Annotated in this window: 20 protein-coding genes; 11 read left to right on the top strand and 9 right to left on the bottom strand. The window is 70.5% G+C overall.

Features of this window, described 5'->3' with window-relative positions; translation table 11 throughout:
* Nucleotides 1-18 precede the first annotated feature (18 nt).
* The 3 genes from ON30_RS05440 (at nt 19) to ON30_RS05430 (ending at nt 2,895) form a co-directional block, all read left to right on the top strand.
* Nucleotides 19-816 (top strand): DNA-formamidopyrimidine glycosylase family protein, encoded by a 798-nt coding sequence (locus ON30_RS05440; RefSeq protein ID WP_040704665.1) that lies wholly within the window; start codon nt 19-21, stop codon nt 814-816.
* Nucleotides 817-877: 61 nt separating this feature from the next.
* Nucleotides 878-2,239: a hydroxysqualene dehydroxylase HpnE gene (gene hpnE / locus ON30_RS05435; RefSeq protein WP_040704664.1), complete on the top strand. Its 1,362-nt coding sequence runs from the start codon at nt 878-880 to the stop codon at nt 2,237-2,239.
* The gene (locus ON30_RS05430; RefSeq protein ID WP_306307325.1) at nt 2,236-2,895 is read left to right on the top strand and encodes a TetR/AcrR family transcriptional regulator; all 660 of its coding nucleotides are present in this window, start codon (nt 2,236-2,238) and stop codon (nt 2,893-2,895) included. Before hpnE ends, ON30_RS05430 begins: the two co-directional genes overlap by 4 nt.
* Before the next feature lie 192 nt (nt 2,896-3,087).
* On the opposite strand, the gene ON30_RS05425 is transcribed toward ON30_RS05430, so the two are convergent.
* Nucleotides 3,088-4,821, bottom strand: coding sequence for a glycerol-3-phosphate dehydrogenase/oxidase (locus tag ON30_RS05425; RefSeq protein ID WP_040704662.1), 1,734 nt, complete (start codon nt 4,819-4,821; stop codon nt 3,088-3,090).
* 199 nt (nt 4,822-5,020) lie between these two features.
* Between ON30_RS05425 and glpK the strand changes: the two genes are divergently transcribed.
* On the top strand, nt 5,021-6,520 hold the full coding sequence (glpK, locus tag ON30_RS05420; RefSeq protein ID WP_040704661.1) for a glycerol kinase GlpK: 1,500 nt from the start codon (nt 5,021-5,023) through the stop codon (nt 6,518-6,520).
* Here glpK and ON30_RS05415 read toward each other — a convergent pair.
* The 4 genes from ON30_RS05415 to ON30_RS05400 all read right to left on the bottom strand — a co-directional run bounded on the left by ON30_RS05415 (nt 6,502) and on the right by ON30_RS05400 (nt 11,804).
* Entirely contained in the window at nt 6,502-7,707 is a 1,206-nt protein-coding gene (locus ON30_RS05415; RefSeq protein ID WP_040704660.1) for an aminotransferase-like domain-containing protein, read from the bottom strand. The genes glpK and ON30_RS05415 overlap by 19 nt on opposite strands.
* Before the next feature lie 168 nt (nt 7,708-7,875).
* Nucleotides 7,876-8,877: a DUF8176 domain-containing protein gene (locus tag ON30_RS05410; protein ID WP_245553945.1), complete on the bottom strand. Its 1,002-nt coding sequence runs from the start codon at nt 8,875-8,877 to the stop codon at nt 7,876-7,878.
* A 69-nt stretch (nt 8,878-8,946) separates the two neighbouring features.
* Entirely contained in the window at nt 8,947-9,993 is a 1,047-nt protein-coding gene (locus ON30_RS05405; RefSeq protein ID WP_245553944.1) for a hypothetical protein, read from the bottom strand.
* A gap of 404 nt (nt 9,994-10,397) precedes the next feature.
* The gene (locus ON30_RS05400) at nt 10,398-11,804 is read right to left on the bottom strand and encodes an NAD(P)H-quinone dehydrogenase (RefSeq protein WP_040704658.1); all 1,407 of its coding nucleotides are present in this window, start codon (nt 11,802-11,804) and stop codon (nt 10,398-10,400) included.
* Between the two features lie 197 nt (nt 11,805-12,001).
* On the opposite strand from ON30_RS05400, the gene ON30_RS05395 reads away from it, so the two are divergent.
* A complete protein-coding gene (locus ON30_RS05395) occupies nt 12,002-12,475 on the top strand; it encodes a gamma-glutamylcyclotransferase family protein (RefSeq protein WP_040704657.1) in 474 nt (157 codons plus the stop codon).
* A gap of 59 nt (nt 12,476-12,534) precedes the next feature.
* On the opposite strand, the gene ON30_RS05390 is transcribed toward ON30_RS05395, so the two are convergent.
* The 3 genes from ON30_RS05390 to ON30_RS05380 all read right to left on the bottom strand — a co-directional run bounded on the left by ON30_RS05390 (nt 12,535) and on the right by ON30_RS05380 (nt 15,756).
* Nucleotides 12,535-13,665 carry a M20 family metallopeptidase gene (locus tag ON30_RS05390; protein WP_040704749.1) on the bottom strand — a complete coding sequence of 377 codons (1,131 nt, stop codon included), beginning with the start codon at nt 13,663-13,665 and terminating at the stop codon, nt 12,535-12,537.
* Between the two features lie 113 nt (nt 13,666-13,778).
* On the bottom strand, nt 13,779-14,978 hold the full coding sequence (locus tag ON30_RS05385; RefSeq protein WP_051028958.1) for a M20 family metallopeptidase: 1,200 nt from the start codon (nt 14,976-14,978) through the stop codon (nt 13,779-13,781).
* 73 nt (nt 14,979-15,051) lie between these two features.
* Nucleotides 15,052-15,756 carry an enoyl-CoA hydratase/isomerase family protein gene (locus tag ON30_RS05380; protein ID WP_040704655.1) on the bottom strand — a complete coding sequence of 235 codons (705 nt, stop codon included), beginning with the start codon at nt 15,754-15,756 and terminating at the stop codon, nt 15,052-15,054.
* Nucleotides 15,757-15,848: 92 nt separating this feature from the next.
* Here ON30_RS05380 and ON30_RS05375 point away from each other — a divergent pair, with 92 nt between their 5' ends.
* Nucleotides 15,849-16,628, top strand: a complete 780-nt coding sequence (locus ON30_RS05375; protein WP_040704654.1) for a purine-nucleoside phosphorylase — start codon at nt 15,849-15,851, stop codon at nt 16,626-16,628.
* Nucleotides 16,573-18,165, top strand: coding sequence for a phospho-sugar mutase (locus tag ON30_RS05370; RefSeq protein ID WP_051028957.1), 1,593 nt, complete (start codon nt 16,573-16,575; stop codon nt 18,163-18,165). Before ON30_RS05375 ends, ON30_RS05370 begins: the two co-directional genes overlap by 56 nt.
* Nucleotides 18,166-18,197: 32 nt before the next feature.
* Here ON30_RS05370 and upp read toward each other — a convergent pair whose 3' ends face one another.
* Entirely contained in the window at nt 18,198-18,821 is a 624-nt protein-coding gene (gene upp, locus ON30_RS05365) for a uracil phosphoribosyltransferase (RefSeq protein ID WP_040704652.1), read from the bottom strand.
* A gap of 154 nt (nt 18,822-18,975) precedes the next feature.
* On the opposite strand from upp, the gene ON30_RS05360 reads away from it, so the two are divergent.
* From ON30_RS05360 to ON30_RS05345, 4 genes are read left to right on the top strand one after another with little or no spacing between them, the layout of a single operon-like run.
* Nucleotides 18,976-19,284, top strand: coding sequence for a hypothetical protein (locus ON30_RS05360; RefSeq protein WP_306307324.1), 309 nt, complete (start codon nt 18,976-18,978; stop codon nt 19,282-19,284).
* 4 nt (nt 19,285-19,288) lie between these two features.
* Complete coding sequence (locus ON30_RS05355; protein ID WP_040704649.1) at nt 19,289-20,413, top strand: C40 family peptidase; 1,125 nt, start codon at nt 19,289-19,291, stop codon at nt 20,411-20,413.
* Entirely contained in the window at nt 20,410-20,772 is a 363-nt protein-coding gene (locus ON30_RS05350) for a hypothetical protein (protein ID WP_040704648.1), read from the top strand. The genes ON30_RS05355 and ON30_RS05350 overlap by 4 nt, the downstream gene beginning before the upstream one ends.
* A 40-nt stretch (nt 20,773-20,812) precedes the next feature.
* On the top strand, nt 20,813-21,160 hold the full coding sequence (locus tag ON30_RS05345) for a YbaB/EbfC family nucleoid-associated protein (RefSeq protein ID WP_040704647.1): 348 nt from the start codon (nt 20,813-20,815) through the stop codon (nt 21,158-21,160).
* Nucleotides 21,161-21,172: the final 12 nt, after the last annotated feature.

Genomic DNA, 21,172 nt, shown 5'->3' with positions numbered 1-21,172 from the left:
GCCGGAGAGGGGCGAGCCGTGCCCGAGGGTGACAAGGTGTTCCTGACCGCGGCGCGACTGCGGCGGGCGTTGGTCGGCAAGACGCTGGTGCGCAGCGATTTCCGGGTGCCGCGCTTCGCGACGGTGGATCTGGTGGGCGAACCGGTCGAGGAGGTCGTCAGCTACGGCAAGCACCTGTTCATCCGCACGCCGCGCGCGAGCATCCACACCCATCTGAAGATGGAGGGGGTGTGGCGGACCTACTGCGTCGGGGAACGGTGGACGCGCCCGCGGGTCACGGCGCGGGTGGTGCTGACCACCGACGACACCGAGGCGGTGGGGTTCTCGCTGGGTTTCGTGCGGGTGCTCTCGCGCGCCGAGGAGCACGCCGCGATCGAGCATCTCGGCCCGGATCTGTTGGGGCCGAACTGGGATCCGGCCGAGGCGGAACGGCGGTTGGCGAGTCATCCGAAGCAGCCGATCGGGTTGGCGCTGTTGGATCAGCGGAATCTGGCCGGGATCGGCAACATCTATCGCAGCGAGATCTGCTATCTGCGGCGGGTGCATCCCGCGCTGCCCGTGGAGGCGGTGCCGGACCTGTCGGCGCTGGTCAACGAGTCGCACCGGGTGTTGACGAAGGCGGCGCTCGAACCGCCGTGGCGGGCGTTGGTGTACGGACGGACCCGCTGGCCGTGTCCGCGCTGCGGCACCAGGGTGGTCGGTCGCCCGTTGGGTGAGACGACGCCCGCCTCGGATCGCATCGCGCGCCAGGAGCGCGGGATCTTCTTCTGTCCCAAGTGTCAGCCCGAGCCCGATCCGGCGGCGCGCGCCTCTTGACGACCGGTCGGCGACCTCGTTAACTTACAAATTGAAAGTTAGCGATCCGGGAGGACGGGCGATGAGCGATCCGCGACGGTACGTGGTGATCGGAGGCGGACTCGCGGGGCTCGCCGCCGCGGTCTGGCTGGCCGAGGCCGGTAAACAGGTCACGCTGCTGGAACGGCGCGGCCAACTCGGCGGACGCACCCACGCCATGCGCGCCGAGGCCGCCGACGACCTGCCCGACAACGGTCAGCACGTCGTGGCCAGCGGCTACGAACACCTGTTCCGCTACCTGACCAGCGTCGGCACCCGCGACCACATCGCCTTCCCGAAGGCCGCCACGCTGCGCTGGCCCGACGGGCGCAAGGTCGTCATGAAATCGAACGTCTTCAGCGTGCTCAAGACCTTCACCGGCGCACACCCCGACACCACACTGCTCGACCGGGTGCGGACCGTCGCGGCCACCCTGCGCCTGGGATTCGAGGCGCTGCGCCAGCCCGCCGTCCTCGCCGACCTCACCACCGAGCAGTGGTTCAACCGGGTCGGCATGCCGGCCAGATCCCGTGAGGCCGTGTGGGATTGGCTGGCGCTGGGCATCGCCGCCGAACCCGTGCACCAGGAGTCGGCGAAAGTGTTCGCCGACGTCATGGCCACCGGTATCCGACTCGGCGTGCGACTGCGCCGCCCGGTCGCCATCGGCTTCCCGACCACCGACCTGGACACCCTCTACGTCACCGGCGCACTCGAGGTGTTCCGACGCCGTGGCGTGGAAGTGCGGCACCGGGCCGTGGCGCGACGGATCAACATCGCCAATGGCGCTGTCACCGGAGTGACGCTCGCCGACGGTGAGATCGTCCCGGCCGACGCGGTGGTGTGCACGGTGCCCAACGGCAATATCGCGGGCCTGCTCGACGACCTGCCCGAACACGCCGAGATCTACGCCGCCGCCGACAAATTGGGCTACACCCCCATCGTCAGCACCAACCTGTACCTGGACCGCCCGCTGGGCACCGACGGCGAATTCGAGGCGATCATCGGCGGCACCGGCGTCATCGACGAGGTCTTCGACCGGCAGCGCATGACCGGGCGGCCCACCGACAAGGCGTGGCTGTACTGCCTGACCACCAGCGGCGCCTACGAGCAGATCCACAAGACCAACGACGAGATCGTCGCCGAGCAGATGGCCTTGCTGCGCCGCTACTATCCGGCCGCCGCCGAATCGCAGGTGGTGCAGGCGCAGGTGGTGCGCATGCCCAAGGCGACGTTCTCCCAGGTCGTCGGCAGCCACGGGCTGCGACCGGGGCAGCGCACCTCCGTGCCGACGCTGGTGCTGGCGGGTGACTGGACCGCCACCGACTGGTCGGCGACGATGGAGAGCGCCGTGCAGAGCGCGGCCAAGGCGGTGGATCTGCTGCTCGAGCTACCGTCGGTCGGGTGAGCACCCAGCCTCGCGCGTCCACCGCCGATCCCCGCCCGGTCCGGGCCGCGACGCCTCCCGCACCGGCCCCGCGACGGCGTATGTCGGCGGGCGAGCGCCGCACCCAACTGCTCGACATCGTGCGCGACATCGTCGCCGCCGACGGCTTCGCCGGTGTCACCATCGACCGGGTGGCCCGCGAGGCCGACGTGGCACGCGCGCTGGTGTACCAGCAGTTCACCGACCTGTCCGGGCTGATGGCGGCGCTGTTGGACCGCGAGAGCGCGATCGCGATGGCCGATATCGGCACCGTCGAATTCGCCGACGACCTCGACCAGGTCGCGCACCGCATCCTCGCCTACCTGCACGCCGCACCGACCAGTTGGCGGATCATGCTCAGCCCGCCCGACGGCGGGCCGCCCGAACTGCGCGACCGGTTGGAGGCGGGCCGGAGTCTGGCCCGCCGCGTCGCCGCCGCGCATCTGGCCCGGCACACCGGCGTCGGGGTCGACCCCGACGGCGTCACCCTGCGCATCCTGCTCGCGGCGACCGAGGAACTGGCCCGCGACCACCTCGCCGACTCCTCGACCTGCTCGGACGCCGATTTCGTCGCCTACCTGCGGTCGTTGGTGCTGTGGGCCGTGGGCATGGAATCCGCCGCCCGGCCCCCCGTCTAGCCGCACGGGACCGCCGGTGCGCGCGGTCGCGTCCGGATTATTGAGACCCACTGCTCGGCCCGGTTCGAACGTCCAGGGGAGGAGTGCAGCCGCCAGGCGGACCATCTCAGCTGTCCGGTGAGACCTGTTCGGCGGTCCAGCGGCACCGGTTCGGCCGTCCAGCGGCATCAGCAGCAGTTCAGCGGCACCGACTCAGCTGTCGAGGGGCACCGGTTCGAGGATCTGCGGGCGCGGTTCGGGAGCGGCCACCCGCAGCGCGTCGGCGGAGGCGTCGTCGGGTTGGGTCTGGGACCTGACCTCGGCTTCCACTCTGGCCCGGTAGGTTTCGATCTCGCGGTCGATCTCCGCCTCGTCCCAGCCCAGCACCGGCGCGACCAACCGGGCCACCTGTTCGGCGCAGTCGGCCCCGCGGTGGGAGTACTCGATGGAGATCCGGGTGCGGCGGGCGAAGATGTCGTCCAGGTGCAGCGCACCCTCGGCCGCCGCGGCGTAGACGGCTTCGACCTGGAGGTAGCTGGGCGCGTCGGTGATGGGTTGCAGCAGTTCGGGACGGTCCCGCGCCAACGCCATGACCTCGTCGATGAGCGAGCCGTAGCGGTCGAGCAGGTGTTTGACGCGGTAGGGGTGGATTCCGTAGGTCTCCGACAGGTGCACCGTCTGGTTGACCAGCGCGAAGTAGCCGTCGGCGCCCAGCAGCGGCACCTTCTCGGTGATCGACGGCGACACGCGCGCCGGAATGTCCTGCGCCGCTTCGTCCATCGCGTCGTAGGCCATCACCCGGTAGGTGGTGTACTTGCCGCCCGCGATGGCGACCAACCCCGGCGCGACGCGGGCCACGGCGTGCTCGCGCGACAGCTTCGAGGTGGAATCGCTCTCCCCCGCCAGCAGCGGCCGCAACCCGGCGTAGACGCCGTCGATGTCGGCGTGGGTGAGCGGGGTGACCAGCACTTCGTTGACCCGCTCGAGCAGATAGTCGATATCGGCCTTGGTGGCGGCCGGGTGGGCCAGGTCGAGGTTCCAGTCGGTGTCGGTGGTGCCGACGATCCAGTGCGCGCCCCACGGGATCACGAACAGCACCGAGGTGGCGGTGCGCAGGATGATCGCGGTGTCGCTGACGATGCGGTCGCGCGGGACCACGATGTGCACGCCTTTGGAGGCGCGCACGTGGAAGCGCCCGCGGTTGTGCGAGAGCGCCTGGATCTCGTCGGTCCACACGCCGGTGGCGTTGACGACCACGTGCGCGCGGACCTCGGCGTTGCGGCCGTCCTCGCTGTCGCGCACCTTGACCCCCGTCACCCGGTCGGCCTCGCGCAGGAAACCGACCACCTGCGTGGAGGTGCGGATCACGGCGCCGTAGTGCGCGGCGGTGCGGGCGACGGTCATGGTGTGGCGGGCGTCGTCCACGACGGTGTCGTAGTAGGTGACCCCGCCGATCAGCGAATCGCGGCGCAGGCCGGGTGCCAGCCGCAGCGCGCCGTGCCTGCTCAGGTGACGTTGTCCGGGAACCGATTTCGCGCCGCCCATGGTGTCGTAGAGCACCAGTCCGGCGGCCACGTAGGGGCGTTCCCAGCCGCGGTTGGCCAGCGGGTAGAGGAAACGCAGCGGTTTGACCAGGTGCGGGGCCAGTCGCGACAGCGCCAGCTCGCGTTCCCGCAGCGCCTCCCGGACCAGCCCGAATTCCAGTTGTTCGAGGTAGCGCAGACCGCCGTGGAACATCTTCGAGGACCGGCTCGAGGTGCCGGAGGCCAGATCGCGCGCCTCGACCAGGGCGACTCGCAGGCCGCGGGTGGCGGCGTCGAGCGCGATCCCCGCGCCGACGATGCCGCCCCCGACCACGACCACGTCGAAATGCTCCTTGCCGAAGCGCTCCCACGCCGCGCGGCGCTGCTCGGGACCGAGGAACTGCACATCCGATCTGCCGTTCATACTCGCCTCCTCAACCGACGACGGTGCTGTCCAACCTAGGCGAACGATCCGCTCGGACAGGCGGCCGCCGACCACGTGTCCCGCGCTCTACTCGCCGGTAACACAGCCACCCTATCCTCGGCGCGGGCCCCGCGCGCAGGGAGCGGCGTTCGCCGGCACATTCGAACACCGATCGGCGGTCCTTTAGTAGCCTTCTCCAATGCGTCGCTATGTGGCCGCCATCGACCAAGGCACGACCTCGAGTCGGTGCATCGTCTTCGACAGGCAGGGGCGGGTCGTCGGCGTCGCCCAGCGCGAGCACGAACAGATCTTCCCGCGCCCCGGCTGGGTCGAGCACGACGCCCGGACCATCTGGCGCAACACCGAATCCGTACTCGGCGAGGTGCTCGCGGACCTGGACCTGACCGCCGCCGACATCGCCGCGGTGGGCGTGACGAACCAGCGCGAGACCACCGTCGTGTGGGAACGCGAGACCGGCACGCCGATCCACAACGCGATCGTATGGCAGGACACCCGCACGGATCGACTGGTCGCCGAACTCGGCGGCGACGAGGGGCCCGCCCGCTACCAGGACCGCACCGGCCTGCCGCTGTCCACCTACTTCGCGGGGCCGAAACTGCGGTGGATCCTGGACCACGTCGACGGCGCCCGGCAACGCGCCGAGGCCGGTGAGCTGTGCTTCGGCACCATCGACAGCTGGGTGCTGTGGAATCTGACCGGCGAAAACGTCACCGACGTCACCAACGCCTCGCGCACCATGCTCATGGACCTGCGCACCCTGGACTGGGACACGGAGATCTGCGCGGAGTTCGGCGTGCCGACGGCGATGCTGCCGCGCATCCGCAGTTCCTCGGAGGTCTACGGCGAGATCACCGCGGGCCCGCTCGCGGGCGTGCCCGTCGCGGGCATCCTCGGCGACCAGCAGGCGGCGACCTTCGGGCAGGCGTGCCTGTCGCCCGGCGAGGCCAAGAACACCTACGGCACCGGCAATTTCATGCTGCTCAACACCGGCGAGACGGCCGTGTTCAGCAAGCACGGACTGCTCACCACCGTCTGCTACCGCCTGGGCGAGCGACCACCGGTCTACGCGCTGGAGGGCTCGATCGCGGTCACCGGGTCGCTGGTGCAGTGGTTCCGCGACAACCTCGGCATCATCTCCGCCGCCGAGGAGATCGAGGCGCTGGCCCGCGAGGTCGACGACAACGGCGGCGCCTACATCGTGCCCGCTTTCTCCGGCCTGTTCGCCCCGCGCTGGCGTCCCGACGCGCGCGGGGTCATCGCCGGACTCACCCGGTTCGTCAACCGCTCGCACCTGGCGCGCGCGGTGCTGGAGTCCACCGCGTTCCAGACCCGCGAGGTGGTCGACGCCATGCGCGCCGACACCGAATCCCAGCGTCTCGGACTGGAATTGACCACACTCAAGGTCGACGGCGGCATGGTCGGCAACGATCTGCTCATGCAGTTCCAGTCCGACATCCTCGACGTGCCGGTGGTGCGTCCGGTGGTCAACGAGACCACCGCGCTGGGCGCCGCCTACGCGGCCGGCCTGGCCGTCGGCTACTGGGGCGGCACCGACGAGATCGTGGCGAACTGGACCGCGGACAAGACCTGGCGGCCCACCATGACGGCCGAGAATCGCGACCAGCGACTGGCCGAGTGGAACAAGGCCGTCGAACGCACCTACGGCTGGCTGGACTGAGCCCCGCCCACCGCCGCGTGCGCGCGGACCAGACGCTCGACGGCTTGCTCGAGCACCGGGGCGTCGGAGGTGGTGAAGCACATCCGCAACGCGTCGCGATATCCGCCGTCGACGGCGAAGGCCGCGCCGGGGACGTAGGCGACGCCGTGGTCCACCGCGGTCGGCAGTAGCGCCGAGGTGTCGGTGCCGTCGGTGAACGCCGCCCACACGAACATGCCGCCCGCGGCCTCGGTGCAGGTGATCCGATCGCCGAAGGCGGCGCGCACGGCGTGCACGAGGGCCTTGGCGCGATGGCTGTAGGTGGCGCGGATCGTGTCGACGTGCGCGTCCAACCAGGTCCGGTCGGCGAGCAGTTCGGTGGCGATCTGCTGGGTCAGCGCCGATCCGCACAGGTCAGCGCCCTGTTTGAGCAGTTCCACCGCGCGGCAGACGCGGTCGGGGGCGACCATCCACCCCACCCGCAAGGTCGGCGCGATGATCTTGGAGGTGCTGGAGAGCCGGATCACCGACCGGGAACCGGTCGCGACCGGGGCGGGCGCGGGCGTGTCGAACCACAACTCGCCGTAGGGGTCGTCCTCGATCACCCAGAATCCGAAGCGCTCCGCCAGGTCGGCCAACTCGGCGCGACGGGCGGGACTCAGCGTGACCCCGCCCGGGTTGTGGAAATTGCTGACGGTGTGGACCGCCGCGGGCCGTTCGCCGCGGTCGAGCAACTCACGCAGCAGGTCGACCCGCATGCCCTGCTCGTCCAAAGGGACCGCGACGATGCGCGCACCGGCCGCGCGGAAGACCTGCAGCGCGCCCACGTAGGCGGGGTCCTCGACCACCACCAGTGCGCCCGGATCGAGCAGGACCTCGGCCAGTAGCGACAGCGCCTGTTGGGAGCCGTGGGTGACGAAGATCTCGGCGGTCGGGACGGGGCGACCGAGGCGGGCGGACTCCCGTTCGGCGAGCACCGCGCGCAGCGGACCCCACCCGGAGGATTCGGTGTACTGGAGGACGCCGGTATCGGTGAGGGCGCGGTCGGCGGCGGCGGCGATGCGGTCGCGCGGCATCAGCGCGGCGTCGGGCAGGCCGCCCGCGAGGCCGATGATCTCGTCCCGCGAGGTGAGTTCGAGCAGGTCGCGAATGGCCGAACTGCGCAGTCCGTCGAGTTTGCCCGAGAGTCGGGGCAGATTCGTAGACATGGAAACCTCCGAGGGGGACGCCGCTGCGGGATACCTCCACCATCGCACAGCCGTGACCAGAATATGAAATTGCCGTCTCAGATCATGGGATCACTCGTGGTGCGAACACAGCGGGAGGGGCCGCCGCCGCACAGTCGCGACAACGGCCCCTCTCGAAACAATCGCTGGTCAGCGCCCGTCGATGGCGAAGATCAGAATCCGGCCCTCCCGCTCGACGGTGGTCACCGTCTGACGGTAGACCGTGGTGGTGCCGTCCGGGCGATGCTCGGTCAGGTCCACCTCGAAGGTGTCCACCGCGACTTCGGTGATGCGCAGGCAATGCGTCGTCCCCGGCGGGATCTGCTCGGAGATCGCCGACTGGATCACATCGGCGGTGGAGATGTTCGCCGCGTCCGGCGCGACGAAACCGCGCACCCGCTCACCGTTGCGGTCGACGTAGAACGCGTACTGGAACCCCAGGATCGCGTCCGCGCCGCGCGTGGTCCCGCCGGGACCGTTGCCCACCGTGACCTTGCCGTCCCGGCTCGCCGGGCAACTCAGCGCCGCCGTCGTCTCGATCGGCCGCACCGTGCCGCCGCCCGGTTCCTCGCCACCACCGCGGGTCAGCGCGACGATCGTGCCGATCACCGCGATCACCAGCACCACACCGGCCGCGACACCGAGCAGCATCAGCCGCGACCCGCCCCCGGAACTCTTCGGTTCCACTGCGGACGACCCCGGCGCCAACCGCTTGGCGATCGGATCGTCGGCCCACGACAGGCCCGGCTCGGGACGGCGCGGCGGCTCCGGCGGCTTCGGGATCTCCCCGGTGTCGGTGGGACTCCACCACGCGTCCACACCACCCGACGGCGGCGAGGCGGGCGCGTGCCGCACCGTCTCCTCGACCTCCGGCGGCGCGGCCTCGGGAGCGCGGAACTGCTCGGGCGGGGCGGGCGGCGGCCCGTCCCCCGCCGGTCGCCAACCCACCGCGGGCAACTCCCCCGGCGGTTGCGGCACCGACCAGCCCCGTTCGATCCCCGTCGGCTCACCGAAGTCGGCGATCGGTGGACGCACCTCCTCCAACGGAGGACCGAAATCGCCCAGCGGAGGACCGAAATCACCGGTCGGCGGACCGAATTCCGACCGGGCACCGCCCGACTCGTCGTCCTTCGCGTCACGCTCGGAACTCACACCCAATCCTTCCCGAGACACACGAGTGGGGCGGCCGCGTACGACCGCCCCACCCGAGGAAACAGCTCGTCAGTACTGGACCGAGCCACCCCACTGCGTGGTGATGCCGGCCACATTGACCGTCTGCGGGACGACGTCGCCCGGCGGAACGATCGCGGGAAGTTTAACCTGCGCAGCCGCTTCGAGCGCGGCGGCGCCACCCGGCTGCTGGACGATCCACTGCTCGACCGCGGCCTTGGCCGCGTTCACCTGCGTGGTGTCCAGGACCAGCGTGTTCTTGTTGTCCGCCAGACCCTGACCGCCGGTGTAGGTGCTCACCGACACGGTGTTCGCGTCGACGAACTCGACCGACACGCCGGCCTCGCCCGCACCCGTCGGCGTGCTGTAACCGATGGTGCCGACATAACCGGCCTGGTTGCTGAAGTGGTGGGTGTTGGCGACATACCCCGGCAGCACGGTGCCGCCGTCGATGTTCGCGCCCACCTCGGTGCGCGGACCCGTCATCTCCACGACCGGCGCGGCCGGGGCCGACTCGAGGCGCGGGGCCGACCAGCGCGGCTGCTGCACCAGCGTCTCGGATTCCGACTGCGGTTGCGCCGGACGGGTATTCGAATCCGATCCGGGAGTGCTGCCCGGGGTGCTCTGCTGGGTTCCGCCCGGCTGGGTCGCCCCTGGCTGCGCGCGGCCCGGCTGCTGCGGGGTGGTGTCGGCGCCCGGCACCGCGGCGGGCTGATCGGGGCCGACCGCCTGCTGACCCGGGTTGGTGGACTGGCCCGGCACCGGCAGCGGCGCGACGCGCGGGGTGGTGACACCCGGCTGAGTCGGCGCGGACAGCTTCGGATCCTTCGACGGATCGGGCAACGCCTGATCCGGATCCGGGGTGGTGACACCCGGCTGACTCGGCGTGGTCGGAGTACCCGGCTTCTGCGGCTTCTGGGTCTCCGGGCCGTTCGGCGTATTGGTGTTCGGCGTGTTCTCGGCCTCCACACCCGGCTGCGCGGGCGCGGGCGCGGGAGTGGTGGGTGCTGCCGGTTCGTTCGGAACAGCCCCCGCCGGCGCCGCGAGAAGCGTGGCCACGGCGGCCGCGGCGGCCAACGGCAGCGATGTGCTCGCCATCGCCCGCTGGGTCCGACTCGGCTTACGATGTTTCACTTTTCGCAATTCCCTTTCCCGGGTGCGACCACGGCCAGCCGCACACAGTTGTCCCATGGTGAGACGCGTGGTGCCGCACGACCCATCGAACCGGTCGTCGAACGCCCCTCGCGCCGTTCGCCGTTTCCCGCTTCGGAAAGGAAATCCTTCCCCCACAACAGAACCAGCGACCGGAATCGATCGCATCTCTGCGGCGAGTCAATCACATGTTCGGCGCGCAGGCAACGCGACCGAACACGGCCGACGACAAGAAAATTCGGACCGATCGGCCGTTCATCGCGAACCGCCGATCCCGAAGGACTCCCCTACCCACAGAACCTACAAGCGAAACCGGCGCGGGCGCAAGTCACCCTGTGACGCGCACCCGCTCAGTCCAGATCGTCGTGGCGCATCAACTGCCGCGCCGCCTCCGTCACCGAACCCGTCAAGGAGGGATACACCGAGAAGGTCTGCGCGAGATCGTTGACGGTCAGGTTGTTCTGCACCGCCAACGCGATCGGCTGGATCAGCTCCGAGGCGATCGGGGCCACCACCACGCCGCCGATCACCACACCCGTCGCCGGGCGGCAGAAGATCTTCACGAAACCGCGCCGCAACCCCGACATCTTCGCGCGCGGATTGGTGTTCAGCGGCAGCATCACCGTGCGCGCGGGCGTCTCGCCGTTGTCGATGGCGGTCTGGCTCACCCCGACCGTCGCGATCTCCGGGCGGGTGAACACCGCCGAGGCCACCGTCTTCAGGCGGATCGGGCTCACACCCTCCCCCAACGCGTGGTACATCGCGATCCGGCCCTGCATCGCCGCCACCGAGGCCAGCGGCAGCAGACCGGTGCAGTCGCCCGCGGCGTAGATCCCCGGGATCGCCGTGCGCGAGACCCGGTCCACCCGCAGGTAGCCGCCGCGATCCAACTCGATCCCCACCTGGTCCAGCCCCAGATCGCCGGTGTTCGGGGTGGAACCGACCGTCATCAGCGCGTGCGTGCCCGTCACCGTGCGACCGTCGGACAGCTTCACCACGATGCCCTGCGCCGTGCGCTCCACCGCGTCGGCGCGGGCGTGCTTGACCAGTTCGACGCCGCGTTCGCCCAACGCCTCCTCCAACACCAGCGCCGCGTCCGCGTCCTCACCCGGCAGCACCCGGTCCCGGCTCGAGACCAATTTCACTCGCACACCCAATTCGGTATAAGCGGAGACGAATTCGGCGCCCGTCACACCCGAGCCGACCACCACCAGCGTCTCCGGCAACTCCGCGAGGTCGTAGAGCTGACGCCAGTTCAGGATCCGCTCACCGTCCGGTTCCGCCCCCGGCAGCACCCGCGGACTCGCCCCCGTCGCGATCAACACCACCTCGGCCTCGATCACCTCCGGTTCGCCCGCCTCGTGCTGCACCAGCACCCGGTGCTTCGTCGAGAGCCCCACCGCCGGTTCGGTCAACTCCGCGCGCCCCGACAGCACCGTCACCCCGGCCGACTGCAATTTGGTCCTGATGTCGGAGGACTGCGCCAACGCCAGCGCCTTCACGCGCGCGTTCACCTCCGGCAACTCCACCCCGGCCTGACTCGGATCCAGCGTGATGCCCAGATCCTTGGCCCGGCGCAGATCCGTGCGGATGCCCGTCGAAGCGATGAACGTCTTGGACGGCACACAGTCCCACAGCACACACGCCCCGCCGATCCCGTCGCGATCGACCAGGGTGACCTGCGCGCCGTGCTGGGCCGCGACCAGCGCCGCCTCGTAACCGGCCGGACCACCGCCGATGATCGCAATGCGGGTCATGGATTCCTCCGCTCGGACTGTGCGCCGGGATCTCCGGCAACGGGTATCACGTTATCCGGCGAGCACCCGGCAACGCTTGCCGACTCGACCCGTCCGAGACGCACGCAACCCCCCTTGCATGCCCCATATGACGCCCTCGGAGCGCACTCTGGGCGGGATAGGGGCGATCCGCCAAGGTTATTGGCTACCCTTGCGTCGTGCCGATCTACGCCGCCTACGGGTCGAATATGGACTCGTCCCAGATGCTCGAGCGCTGTCCGCACTCCCCCATGTCCGGAACGGGCTGGTTGGAGGGCTGGCGACTCACCTTCGCCGGCGACGACATCGGCTGGGAAGGACCGCTGGCGACGGTCGTCGAAGAACCTGGCTCCCGCGTGTTCGTGGTGCTCTACGACGTCTCCCCGGAAGACGAGGAACGCCTCGATCGCTGGGAAGGTTCGGACTTCGGAATCCACAAGAAGATCCGCCTGCGCGTCACCCCCAGCCCCGGCAGCGGCACCGAACCCAGACTCGCCTGGCTCTACGTCCTCGACGCCTACGAAGGCGGCCTACCCTCCGCCCGCTACCTGGGCGTCATGGCCGACGCCGCCGAAAAGTCCGGCGCGCCGGAGGAGTACGTCCACGCCCTGCGAACCCGCAACAGCCGCAACGTGGGCCCCGGATCGGTCTGACACGCGACAGGCCGGGGAGCAGGCTCGGTTTCGATGGTCGAGCCCGCCCCCTGGGTTCGTCAGCGCTGGTCGAGTATGAGTTTGCTCATCACCCGGACTCCGACCGCCAACGCTCGCTCGTCGATGTCGAACGTAGGTTGGTGCAGGTCCAACTGTTCGCCCTGGCCGGACCACACGCCGAGGCGGGCCATCGCGCCGGGCACCTCCTCGAGGTACCAGGAGAAATCCTCGCCGCCGCCGGATTGGGGCGTGTCGGCGAGGGCGTCGGGGCCGAGGGCGCGGATGGCGTTCTCGAACATCCGGGTGGACTCTTCGTCGTTGACGACCGGCGGCACGCCGCGGCGGTAGTTCAGTTGGTAGCGCACGCCGGTGGGGGCCAGCAGTCCGTCGACGATCTCGTTGACCATGGGTTCGAGCAGTGACCAGGTGGCGTGGTCGCCGGTGCGCACGGTCCCGGTGAGCATGCCGGTCTGCGGGATGGCGTTGGGCGCTTTGCCCGCCGACACCGCGCCCCAGACCATGACGGTGCTGGTTCTGGGATCGATACGGCGGCTGAGCAGGCCGGGCAGTCCGGTGATGACGGTGCCGATGGCGTAGACCAGATCGCTGGTCAGGTGGGGGCGGGAGGTGTGTCCGCCGGGCGAGTCCAGGACGAGTTCGACGGTGTCGGCGGCGGAGGTGATCGCGCCGACGCGCACGCCGACCCGGCCGACTTCGAGGCGGGGGTCGCAGTGCAGCGCGAAGATGCGGTCGACGCCTTCCATGACGCCTGCGGCGACCATGTCGATCGCGCCGCCGGGCATGACCTCTTCGGCGGGTTGGAAGACGAAGCGGACGCCGACGGGCAGGTCGAGGTCGGCCAGCGCCAGCGCGGTGCCGAGCAGGATGGTGGTGTGGGCGTCGTGGCCGCAGGCGTGCGAGACGCCGGGGACGGTCGAGGCGAAGCTCAGGCCGGTGAATTCCTGGAGCGGTAGGGCGTCCATGTCGGCGCGCAGTCCGATGCGGGGGGCGTCGGCGGGGCCGATGTCGCAGATCAACCCGGTGCCGCCGGGCATGCGCCGCGGCGTGAGGCCCGCTTTGGTCAGCCAGGACGAGACGAATTCCGTCGTGGCGAACTCGGCGCGGGACAGTTCGGGGTTGGCGTGGATGTGCCGCCGCCATTGGACGAGGTCGACCGTGTGCTCGTCCAGCCACGCATCGACGGCCTCCGGTCCGGAGGTGGCGCCGAGAACGTCGTCCCCGGGTTCTTGCGTGATCGTGCACCCACCTCCTTCCGTCTGAGCCGCCGATCCGCCGATAGTGCTCACCGAATGCCCTCCTGTCGTTGAACCAACCGTTGCAACAGCCTGTCCCTGTGTAGTTCATCGCGCGCGACGGCGATCGCGGTACGCGCGAGCGCCAGCGAACCGTCGATCACGGCACGATCCGCCGAGGCGTTGACGCTGGCCGCGGCGAACCCGGGCTGATGCGTCACCGCCCCGCCCGCATCGATGCCGATGACCGGATGGATGCCCGGGATGACGTTGGTGACATTGCCCATGTCGGTGCTGCCGAGCGGGCGGCGCTCCTCGAGTTCCGGGGCGATCGGCACCCGGCCCAGGCCGGTGATCTGCTCGCGATAGACACTCAGCAGTGCCGTATCGGGCGTCAGCTCGGTATAGGTCGGAGCGAGCGTCCGTATCTCGTGGGTGCAGCCGGTCGCCAACGCGCCCGCCGCGAAACAGGCCGACGCGCGACGCGTCAGCTCGTCGAGGGATGCGGAGTCGACTGCGCGCAGGTAATACAGCACTTCCGCACGTCCGGGCACGATGTTGGGGGCTACGCCACCTTCGCCGACTATACCGTGCAGTTGCTGTCCGGGACGGAGATGTTGACGCAGCAACCCGAGGGCCACCTGCGCGATCGTGACGGCGTCGCCGGCGTTGCGCCCCAGTTCCGGCGCGGCGCTGGCGTGGGCTTCGCGGCCGTGGAACACCACCCCGATGTCGGCCAGGGCGAGCGAGCGCGCGCCGACGATCTCGGCGGGGCCGGGGTGGACCATCATCGCCATCGCGATGTCGTCGAAACTGCCGCGTTCGAGCATGAGCACCTTGCCGCCGCCGCTCTCCTCGGCGGGGGTGCCCAGCACCACGACGGTGAGACCGAGTTCGTCGGCCACTTCGGCCAGGCCGAGGGCGGCGCCGACGGCGGTCGCGGCGATGATGTTGTGCCCGCAGGCATGGCCCATCCCGGGCAGCGCGTCGTATTCGGCGCACAGTCCCACGGTCAGCGGACCGCTGCCGTAGCGGGCGCGGAAGGCGGTGGGCAGGTCGGCGACGCCCGACTCGATCTCGAAGCCGCGCTCGCGCAGCGGTTCGAGGACCTTGGCGACGCTGCGGGTCTCGGCGAAGGCCAGTTCCGGTTCGGCGTGCAGGGCGTGGGACAGCTCGATCAGCCGTCGCGACGCGGCCGCGACCGCCTCGTCCGAGGCCGCCACGGTGGCGTCGCTGCGCGGTGCGGGCATGGCTGACAGTCTGGCACTCCGCCGGGGATCGGGTGCGGTGCGCCGGGCGGCGGGGCGTCACCCCCGCCCGGTTTCAGTTCGTGCCGAAGGCCAGATTCTCCGGGGTGGTGGGGACGGCGAGGGCGGCCAGCGCCTCGGCGTGCAGGGCGCGCTTGATCACCGACAGCATCGGTTTGCGGTTGCCGGCCAGTGCCCCGGCGCGGGCGAGCGCGGTCTCGCGCAACGCCTCGGCGTCGACGGCCTCGTCCACGATGTTCGCGGCCAGCGCCTCGGGGGCCGAGAAACGGTGACCGGTGGTCATCGCCTTGACGCAGACCTGGTTGGTCAACCGCTCGCTCAGCAGGGCGTTCATCCCGACGGTGAACGGCATGCCGAGGTGGATCTCCGGCAGGCACCAATAGCCGCGGTCGGCGCGCATGATCCGGAAGTCGTGCGACAGCGCCAGCATCGCGCCCGCGCCGAAGGCGTGGCCGTTGACCGCGGCGACGGTGGGCAGCGGCAGGGCCAGCAGGCGACTGAACATGCCGTGCACGCGGTCGAGGTAGCCGTGCATCCGGTCGAGGTTGGCGAAGAGCCAGTCGGTGTCGAGACCGTTGCTGAAGAACTTGCCGGTGGCGACGGTGACCAGGGCCGCAGGGCCGTCACCGGCTTCGACCTCGTCGATCAGGGCGTGGAACTCGTCGATCCAGTCCGGGTGGAAGCGGTTCTCGCTGTCGGTTTGTCCCTCGTTGCCCAGGGTCAGCACGAAGACCTCGGCGTGGCGCTCCAGATATGGCATGCGCGCAGCCTAACGCGCGCCCGGCCGGTTTCCTACTGACGGGTAGCAAATGGTCGCCGTGCGCCCTCGGGACAGGCCGATAGAGTGAGCGCATGCTTGCCGAACAGGCCGCCGAGGCGATCGCCGAACGTACGGGAGTCGAGCACCACCGGGTCGCGGTGGTCCTCGGATCGGGCTGGCAGGACGCGGCCGCCGAGATCGGGACGCCGCTGGCGTCGGTGCCCATGTCGGAACTCCCCGGCTTCGGCACGCCCAGCGCGCAGGGACATGTCGGAATGGTGCATTCGGTCGCCGTCGACGACACCCCGGTCCTGCTGCTGATGGGCCGCAGACATCTCTACGAGGGCCACCAGCCCGCCGAGGTCGTTCACCCGGTCACCGCGGCGGTGGCGGCGGGGGTGCACACCGTGCTGCTCACCAACGCCGCCGGCGGGATCCGGCCCGGATTCCAGGTCGGCGACCCGGTGCTGATCGGCGACCACCTCAACCTCACCGGTCGCACGCCGTTGCGCGGAGCCAGTTTCGTCGACCTGGTCGACGCCTGGGACCCGGAGTTGCGGGCGCTGGCGCGCGAGGTCGATCCGAGCCTCGCCGAAGGCGTGTACGCGGGGTTGACGGGTCCGCAGTACGAGACGCCCGCCGAGGTGCGGATGCTCGGCACGCTCGGGGCCGACCTGGTCGGCATGTCGACGGTGCTCGAGGCCATCGCCTGCCGGGCGTTGGGCGCGCGTCTGCTCGGCATCTCGCTGGTCACCAATCTGGCGGCGGGCGTGACCGGCGAGCACCTGTCGCACGCCGAGGTGCTGGCCGAAGGGCATGCCGCGGCGCCGCGCCTGGGCAAACTGCTGCGCGGCATCCTTGAGCGGATCTAGGCGCGGGTCCATGCTGCGCTTCGGGACCGCCGGACTGCGCGGGCCGATCGAGGACGGCCCCGACGGCATGAACGTCGACACCGTCGCCCGCGCCACCGCGGGCCTGGCGAGTTGGCTGCGCGACAAGTGCCTCGGCGGCGGACTCGTGGTGGTCGGCCGGGACGCGCGGCACGGGTCGGCGGAATTCGCCGAGACCACCGCCGAAGTGTTCGCGGCGGCCGGTTTCGCGGTGCTGGAATTGTCGCGCCCGCTGCCCACACCGCTGCTCGCCTACGCGGTGCGCTCGCTGCGGGCGGTCGCGGGCGTGCAGATCACGGCCTCGCACAATCCCGCCGGGGACAACGGCTACAAGGTGTATCTCGACGGCGGCGGCCAACTCGTCCCGCCCGCCGACGCCGAGATCGAGGCGGCGATCGAGGCGACGCCCACGCCGGTCCCGCGCGCGGCGGTCGCCGTACCCACCCTCCCCCGGGTGGCGGACCTCGGTTCTGATCCCACGGGTGAACTGGTGCGCCGCTACCTCGCGCGCGCGGCCCGGATTCCCGAACTGCTCGGCGGACCGGGCGCGCGCACACCGATCCGGATCGCGCTCACGCCCCTGCACGGGGTCGGCGGGGAGACGGCGGTGGCGGCTCTGGCCGCGGCCGGGTTCACCGACGTGCACGTGGTGGCCGAACAATTCGAACCCGACCCCGACTTCCCCACCGTCGCCTTCCCCAACCCCGAGGAACCGGGTGCGGCGGATCTGCTGCTCGCGCTGGCGGAGCGGGTCGACGCCGACGTCGCGATCGCGCTGGACCCCGACGCGGATCGCTGCGCGGTCGGCGTCCCCGGCCCCGACGGGTGGCGGATGCTGCGCGGCGACGAGACCGGCGTACTGCTGGGCGACCGGGTGCTGCGCGCACTGCCGGGCGCGCTGGTCGCCACCACCATCGTGTCCTCGCGCCTGCTGTCGCGGGTCGCGGCGGCGCGCGGCGGACGCTTCGCCGAAACCCTCACCGGGTTCAAATGGCTGACCCGCGCGGGCGCCGACCTGGCCTACGCCTACGAGGAGGCCATCGGCCACTGCGTGGACCCCGCCGAGGTGCGTGACAAGGACGGTGTCACGGCCGCGGTGCTGGTCGCCGACCTGGTGGCGCGGCAGAAGACCGACGAACGGACGCTCACCGACGAACTCGACGATCTCGCCGTGGAATTCGGTCTGCACGCCGGCGATCAGGTGTCGCTGCGGTCGACCGATATCGCCGCCGCGAACGCCGTCGTCGCGCGCTTGCGGGAGACGCCGCCCGCCGCCATCGCGGGCGCGGCGGTCGAGTTCACCGATCAGGCGCGGGCGCGCGGCGGACTGCGCACCGACGCGCTGATCTTCACCGGCGCGGGCAGTCGCGTCGTGATCCGGCCGTCGGGGACCGAACCGAAATTGAAGTGCTACCTCGAAGTCGTGGAACCGGTGGCCGGCCGCGCCGACCTGGGCCGTGCGCGCGTCGCCGCCGCCGCGCGCTTGGCCGGACTGCGTGAATTCTGTTCGGGGCTGTGAAATCTCAGCACTGAACTCTCAGCGCGGAACGCTCAGCGCGGGCCGAACTGGCGGTCGCCCGCGTCGCCCAAGCCGGGCACGATGTAGGCGTCGGCGTTGAGACCGGAGTCGACGACACCGGCGACCAGACGGGTCAGCAGGCCCGACTCCTGCACGGCCGCAATGCCTTCCGGCGCCGTCACCGCGCAGATCGCCGTCACGTCGACCGCCCCGCGCGCGGCCAGCAGTTCCAGGGTGTACCGCAACGAGCCGCCGGTGGCCAGCATCGGATCCAGCACGTAGACCGGGATGTCGGACAGGTCCTCCGGCAGCGATTCCATGTACGGCTCGGGCTGGTGGGTGTTCTCGTCGCGGGCCACGCCGACGAAACCCACACGGGCGTCGGGGATCAGCGCGGCCGCCGCCTCGACCATGCCCAGGCCCGCGCGCAGGACCGGGACCAGCAGCGGCGGCGCGGCCAGGCGCACGCCCTCGGTGGGCGCGACCGGGGTGCGGATCTCGAACCGGGTCACGGGTGCTTCGCGCAGCGCCTCGTAGACCAGCACTCCGGTGAGATCGCGCAGGGCCGCGCGGAAGACGGGATTGGGCGTCCGCTCGTCGCGCAGGGCGGTGAGCAGGGCGGCGACGAGCGGATGGTCCACGATGTGCGTGCGCATGAGGGAACGATAAGGTCGACGGGCGCGTTCGGCGTCGCACGCGGACCCGAAAATTTCCGGACGGGCCGGAACCGATCGGGAAGCAGGCGCGTCGTACTAGGTGGATGACGTACTCTGCCTGGGAACGAACAGATGGGGGAGCACTATGCGAAAGATGTCGGCCGACGCCGAAGGTATTGCGGTATATAGCGCTACCGCCGAGGGCATGTCCGGGGAGATGGCCGCCGCGGCGGCGGGGGCCGCGGGCGCGTCACCGGCGCTGCTGGGTCCCATCATGGGCTTGATCGGCGGGGATTTCATGGCGGCCTATTCGGCCGCGCACGCGGGGCACGTCGCCTCGATCGGTCAGTTGTCCGCGGTGCTGGCCAGTCTCGGCGGCGCGACGGCCGGCGCGGCCTCGGTCCTCACCGAGACCGATCTGAACAACGCGGCCGCGCTGAAGTCCACCGATCTGGACGGATGAGCCGGTGATCGATATCAACCTGCTGGTCAAACCGCTGTTGGATCTGCTGTCCAGCTTCGGGTCCGGCGTCATGCCCGCCGACGGCCCCTCGGGCGCGCTGAATTCGACCTCCTCGGTTCTGGATCAGCTGCACCAGGTCAGCCGCGGCAGCATCAACCAGATGAACACCGCGTGGGACGGCGTGGCCGCCGACGCCGCCACCGCCAAGGCGCTGCGCGTGCAGACCTCCTCCGCCACCATCGCCGACCGCGGCACCGAGATGGCCACGGTGGTCGACCAGGCCGCCGCGCACGTGGAGACGGGTCAGAAGGATCTCAACGGCGTCGTCCAGTCCTTCGTCTCCCAGGCCACCGCCCTCGGTCCGGCGATCGCCACGCCGCAGGGGCTCACCGTGCTGGTCGGCTCGGCCATCGACCACCTGAACCAGGGGTTGACGGTCGTCGGGCGCACCCGCAACGAACTCGACACCCAGACGGCGGCGATGAACGAGTTGACGCCGCCGCCGTCCACCTCGACCGCCTCCATGCCCGCCGCGGTCACCTCGGTCGCGAAGTCCGGGCTCGACGGTCTGGTCGGTCTGGCGGGCGGTGCGGGCAGCATGCTCAGCACCCTCAGCAAACCGGTGTCCACGGCGGCGTCGAGCGCGAGCACCGCCACGGCGGCCAAATCGGCGTCGACGGGTACGCCCAGCACACCGAGCACGAATCAGCAGACGGGCTCGACCTCGGGCAGCGGGGTGAAGATCACCCTGCCCGACGGCAGCGAGGTCGAGGCCCCCAACGAGAAGGCGGCCACGGCGGTCAAGTCCGCGCTCGGCGCGGTCGGCACCCCGTACGTGTGGGGCGGCAACTCCCCCGGGTCGGGCATCGATTGCAGCGGCCTGACCAAATACGCCTACGGCGAGGCCGGCGTCGAACTGCCGCGTCTGGCCCAGGAACAGCACATCGGACATCCGCAGGTGTCCCCCGGTGATCTGATGCCGGGCGATCTGGCCGTATGGGACGGCCACGTCGCGATGGTCGTCGGCAACGGCCAGCTCGTCGAGGCCGGCGATCCGGTCTCGGTCAGTTCCATCCGAACGGAGAACGTGGGTATGGAGTTCTACGGCTTCTACAGGCCGACAGCATGAGCCAACCGGTGAATCCGCAGCAATCGCAGCCCGTTCCGAACGTGACGGTCGCCGGGAGTACGAATCGCTCGGGGACCATCGCGGTGCGCGCCACCGATCAGGGCATGCCGGTGGAGATCAAGTTCGAGCGCAGCGAGTACCGGTACGGCGCGGCCGCGCTGGCCGCGGAGATCCTGCGCCTGACCCAGCGCTCGGCCATCGCCGCCCGCGCCCGCCGGCGCGAGGTCCTCACCGAGGCGGGGATGCCCGCCGACATCCTCGACCGCCTCGGCCTGCCCACCCGGCAGCAGGCGGTCGACGAACTCGACCGCATCGATGACGCCGACACCGGGCCGACGAGCTGGATGAGGCCGGTATGAGCATCGTGAGGGGGCCGGGGACGGCCGGAGAGGTTCGGGCATGAGTGCCGAGATGGACGCCCTCGTCGCCAACGCGACGGCCAAACTGGAGGCGCTCGAGGCCGCGCTGTACGGCCTCAAGCAGGTACGCGGGCAGTTCACCACCGAGGACGGGGTGGTCAGCGTCGAGGTGAACAGCGACGGCGCGCTGGTCGGTCTGTCGCTGTCGGAGGGTGTCACCTCGATGGCTCCGGCCGAGGTGGGTCAGCTGATCATCTGGGCGTGCAGGCAGGCCAGCGAGGACGCCGGCGAACAGCGCTCCAAGGTCGTTGCGACACTGAACGAGTCGTTCGCGCCCGCCGCCGGACAGCCCGCGGGCGGCGTTGGGGGCGGGCCGGATAGTGCCTGACACCGAAGGTCG

The sequence above is a fragment of the Nocardia takedensis NBRC 100417 genome, from assembly GCF_000308695.1.
GTDB lineage: Bacteria > Actinomycetota > Actinomycetes > Mycobacteriales > Mycobacteriaceae > Nocardia > Nocardia takedensis.
Note: the sequence above shows the minus strand (reverse complement) of the source record. Positions and strands in the feature narration are given on the sequence as shown.